General features: G+C 54.1%; 7 protein-coding genes. All 7 read left to right on the top strand.

Annotated elements, in window-relative coordinates; all coding sequences use genetic code 11:
• Window positions 1–9 precede the first annotated feature (9 nt).
• Window positions 10–285, top strand: coding sequence for a hypothetical protein (locus EII11_RS11020; protein WP_420820456.1), 276 nt, complete (start codon window positions 10–12; stop codon window positions 283–285).
• A 38-nt stretch (window positions 286–323) separates the two neighbouring features.
• Window positions 324–899 carry a hypothetical protein gene (locus EII11_RS10255; protein WP_124872461.1) on the top strand — a complete coding sequence of 192 codons (576 nt, stop codon included), beginning with the start codon at window positions 324–326 and terminating at the stop codon, window positions 897–899.
• Window positions 900–906: 7 nt separating this feature from the next.
• Entirely contained in the window at window positions 907–1,440 is a 534-nt protein-coding gene (locus tag EII11_RS10250; RefSeq protein ID WP_124872459.1) for a hypothetical protein, read from the top strand.
• Between the two features lie 49 nt (window positions 1,441–1,489).
• On the top strand, window positions 1,490–1,981 hold the full coding sequence (locus EII11_RS10245) for a hypothetical protein (RefSeq protein ID WP_124872456.1): 492 nt from the start codon (window positions 1,490–1,492) through the stop codon (window positions 1,979–1,981).
• 607 nt (window positions 1,982–2,588) lie between these two features.
• The gene (locus EII11_RS10240) at window positions 2,589–2,897 is read left to right on the top strand and encodes a hypothetical protein (RefSeq protein WP_165867152.1); all 309 of its coding nucleotides are present in this window, start codon (window positions 2,589–2,591) and stop codon (window positions 2,895–2,897) included.
• Window positions 2,898–3,181: 284 nt separating this feature from the next.
• The gene (locus EII11_RS10235; protein ID WP_124872450.1) at window positions 3,182–3,526 is read left to right on the top strand and encodes a hypothetical protein; all 345 of its coding nucleotides are present in this window, start codon (window positions 3,182–3,184) and stop codon (window positions 3,524–3,526) included.
• 118 nt (window positions 3,527–3,644) lie between these two features.
• Window positions 3,645–4,026: polymorphic toxin-type HINT domain-containing protein (locus EII11_RS10230; protein WP_205649290.1), on the top strand; the 382-nt coding region annotated here is incomplete at its 3' end.

Raw genomic sequence — 4,026 nt, 5'->3', positions numbered from 1 at the left:
GGAGAAAGCCTGGAGGCTGCCGCAGGGAGACGAGCACATGAAATGTATCCTTTAGCAGTTGGGCAGGATCAAGGCTACCTATTCAACCGAGGACTGCTAGACTCCAGGCTTCGCCCAGATGCCTGGAGTGGTGACTTGAGAATCGTGAGAGAATTGAAACCGAATACTCCGAGTGGTCTAGCAACAGGCCGTCGTCAATTAGCCGGATACAGACAAGAAGTAGCTAACACTCCTGGCCAGAACGTTGAGGAATGGACTTTTATCCTTGACTTGTATGAGCCTTAAGTTGGGATCGAGAATCGATAGAGCTGGAGATCATGGTGATGACGCGTCAAGAGGTGCGGGATTGTCTGCACGAGGGCTTGTCCCGGTGTGGTTTTCGTCGTCGAGGTTATGAGTGGGTCTGGGAGAGTCCGCAGGTGCGTTGGCGGGTCTTTCTCGACCGCTTACCATTCGGCAACAGGGTTGCTGTTGAGGTCTTTGGTGGGTTGCGTGACGAGGGATTTATGGATGGCTATCATACGCTGACGGGAAGTAGTTTTCCTTTGCGGGCTGATGCTGGTGCCCTGCGGTTGAATACGCAAGAGTCTCTACACACCTTGTGTTTCCTTGATCAAGGGGAGATGAGTGATGAGCGACGCGGGCAGGCTTTCACGCACGTCGGCGGCGCGCTAGGGGAGTATTTAACGGGCTTGTCGTCAACTGAGGCGCTCATTGAGAGTTACGCGTTGGGCCACCTTAGGGGGCGGTTTTCTGTTAATGGCTTGTTAAGGGACATGCTTAATGCTGAACTTGTGCGCAGGGATCTGCCCATTCCTCCTGATGGCCTTAAACCGTGGAAACGGCCTGGCTCTGGACAGGTGAAGCTTCCCGTGATTCTTATGCCGGACGGAGTGTAGGACATTGTTGAGCCGTGAGCAGATTCGCGACGCCCTTGCCCAAGGGCTTGCTACGCACGCAATCCCGTACCGTCTATTCACCTGGGAATGGTCTAGCGAGCAGGTGCGTTTTCATGTCTATCTTGAGTTTCTACCTGAACAGGAGCGGGCGCGGATTGAAGTGTACTTTGCTCCTTTGAGGATGCGGGAAGTTGAAGGCTTTGACCTGGTAGGAAATAGTTTTCCTTTCTATGTGCTTGCGCGTCGTCTGCCTTTGGGGGTGGAGTGTGATGTCGAGAGTGTTGAGAATTGCGGTAATGGTGTCTACTCTGACCAGGAGCGCCTTGCGCTCTTCCAGGTTATTGGGGATGCCTTAGGGGAGTACATTACGACCCACTCCAGCGAGGAAAGCCTCGTCAAGGCCTACGCCAACGGTGATTACAACACTGCGTTCATTCATCCCAGCCTCAAGCCCGCCTTCGACCAACGACTTGAAGCTGTGGGGATACCAGCACCGCATGTCGAATGCACTCCTGCTAACTGGATGAATTTTTTTCGTTAACCTAATGAATGGCCTGGGGGCGCTTGTTGGGGCGTGGCACAGACCAGTAATGACGCCACATCACATCACGCCGGAAGTGGTGATCGATTCCAGGTCAGAGGCGTTGACTAGCTCGGAGGATGAGATGGAGACAAAAGATTTTCGGTTTAGCGTGTTCCCCCTTTATGCGCAGGTGATGATTCTTGATTCGAAGGCTACTGACTTTCCGGAGTGGAACTGTGATGCGTCATATGTTGCGAGCGAGCAGGCGATCTATGTTGCTACCCGTCCGGACTATGTCGGGGATGTGGTCGTTAACGTCGATGAAGGGAGTGTAAACCTTGCTGCTGATGAATGGGCGTTGGTCTATGACGGGTCAATCTCTTGTGATAGTGGGGTGTTGCAGATAGGTAACATACCGGCAGCCGATTTGGCAGACATCCACCTTGCGTCCGCCGGAAAAACGGCCGTGAAAGTCTATGTCAAACCGTTGGATTTGCCAGAAGAAGTCAGGATCGTTCTCCCTGTAGGATCGATCCAAGAGTTTCTCCACCCAGCATAGGAGTCATTGACGCACTCTCGCTTTCCTACTTTGGGCTCTTGTGGTTGTGGTAGAAGAATGATCGGTAGGGTGGAGGAGTCGGCGTTGTCGTCAGCGCCAAAGGATTGAGTGCGTTGACGTGAGGTGGGGGCCGCACCAATGTGCGGATGAGTCTGTTCCCCCTGAAGGAGAATCACGCGTCCCCCTCAACCGTCGTAGAGTGAACCGTCCTGGGTTTTGTTCCTAGACGGCGGGTATTAGTGTAGTGGGGTTTGTTGCCCAGTAGTGGTTGTCGATTTCTTGCGGGGGTGTGGTAGGCAAGTTCGCTGTGGAGACGCTGGAGTCTGCTGTAGGTTTGGTTGACACTGAGCTTGCTTCACGCGGCCGAGGTTTCAGGGAGGGTTGCGCAGTGGTAACAAGGCAGGAGCAGGTTTGCAGGAAGTATCAGTCAGTACTTGCGAGCGCGCCTCTTCAGGAACGTGCACGCATCGCGTGTTCCTGCGCGACGTGGTTGCGCGCCTTGCTGCCATACGCGGGGCGGAGCCTTCCTGACGTCGCTACATTGGCGTGGGAGGCTCTAAAAGCCGCAGCAGAGCCCGAACTAGGGTGGCGCCACCTAGCTTTCGTTGTGGAAGAAAGCATTCCTTACGAGCAAGAGATCGCTGACTTTAATGTGGGGGATGTCTTTGTGGGCAATGCGATGGCTGCTCTTGTGTATGCATGCGAGTATTTTGCTTCTGAGGATGATGAGGATCTCGGTGCCGTGATTTTTCAAGTTGCGGATGCGATTGAGTCTTCGTATCAGTTCACTTCTCCCCAGTGGGTGGATGAGGATGCGATTGATTACGAGGAAGTATTCGATGCGATCTGGAATTCAGCTTCCGAGCAAACCCTCCGCGTTCACGCTGAGCAGTGGAGAGATACTCACTTTGCATGAACGTTACTGACACGCTGAACGTGAACCACGCAAGAGGCTGCGCGCTCTACGATTGCATGAAATGAAAATAGGTGTGACGTGGTCGTTCCCGTGGGAGCATAAGGAACTACGAGATGCATCCAACTCTGCTTTGAAGGAAGCAATGAGGGGGTTGTTCTGATGGGTCGATTCTTCCGGTGTGGGTGAAGATTCATCCGCGTGGAGTTGTCAGGGATTTGCTTGGCGAAGACATCCTCTCGGTCTTGGAGGGGAAGGGGCTTTCTTTTCTCACCAAGGAAGATGCCGTGACAGAGCCTGTTTTGGATGAAGCCTTTGGTGTTTTGCCTTTCGCTCAGTGGGGGTATGAGAGTTTTATCGGTATTGACCTGGAGAATTTTGAGATTGTCCAGATTGCCTCGGACTTGTCGCTACGTTTCTTTGTGAATTCCTGCCTTGAGCACTATGTGAAGTGTTTTGAGGTCTTTGTTGAAGGACCTCCCTATGGCATCGACGGATGCGGTGGTTTAGAGGTCGATCCGGCACAAGTGCGCCAGGACTTCTTAGCATCAATCGCGGCGATTGATCCTGCGGCCGTGGCTGAGGACTCCTTATGGGAGTCCTTAAGTTGGGATACTGCTATAGGCGACTGAGGTCCTGAGTGAAGCGGGTGAGTTGAGGGGAGCCTAATCAGCCTTTCTGAATACTTCGTCTGTTGTCGGGTTATTCCGAGTAAGCGTGTGTACTGCGCGCTGATAGACGAAGTTAGATTTGCCGTCTGGCGAGGAAGCGCGTGTCGGCCTTGTTGGGCGTACGATCCCCGCTGGCCGTATGGCAGCGGGGATGACTTCGTGCCTGGGGCGCAATATTCTTGTTGGCGGCGTGGAAAGCATGGCTGACGGGACAACCACCCCCATCAGCCAAGCAGGCGATGAAATCCTCGCCTTTGACGCGGCCACTGGCCGCAACGTCCCAGGCCAGGTGGTGGAGACTTTCACGTATGAGGACGTGGCTGTACTCGAACTGGAAACCTCTGCTGGGAGGGTGGAGACTACTGCCACTCACCCGTTCTATGTGGAAGGCAAGGGCTACACCCCCGCCCAAGACCTACGCGCAGGCGATCTCCTACGCACCCCGACAGGCCAGCGGGTAG

The organism is Schaalia canis (assembly GCF_003858455.1).
In the GTDB taxonomy this organism is placed as follows: Bacteria; Actinomycetota; Actinomycetes; order Actinomycetales; family Actinomycetaceae; genus Pauljensenia; species Pauljensenia canis.
This window is presented reverse-complemented; position numbering and strand designations above follow the sequence as displayed.

Coding starts and splice junctions, on each gene's coding strand:
- EII11_RS10245 (WP_124872456.1), top strand. CDS start 1,490: ATGACGCCACATCACATCACGCCGGAAGTGGTGATCGATTCCAGGTCA.
- EII11_RS10255 (WP_124872461.1), top strand. CDS start 324: ATGACGCGTCAAGAGGTGCGGGATTGTCTGCACGAGGGCTTGTCCCGG.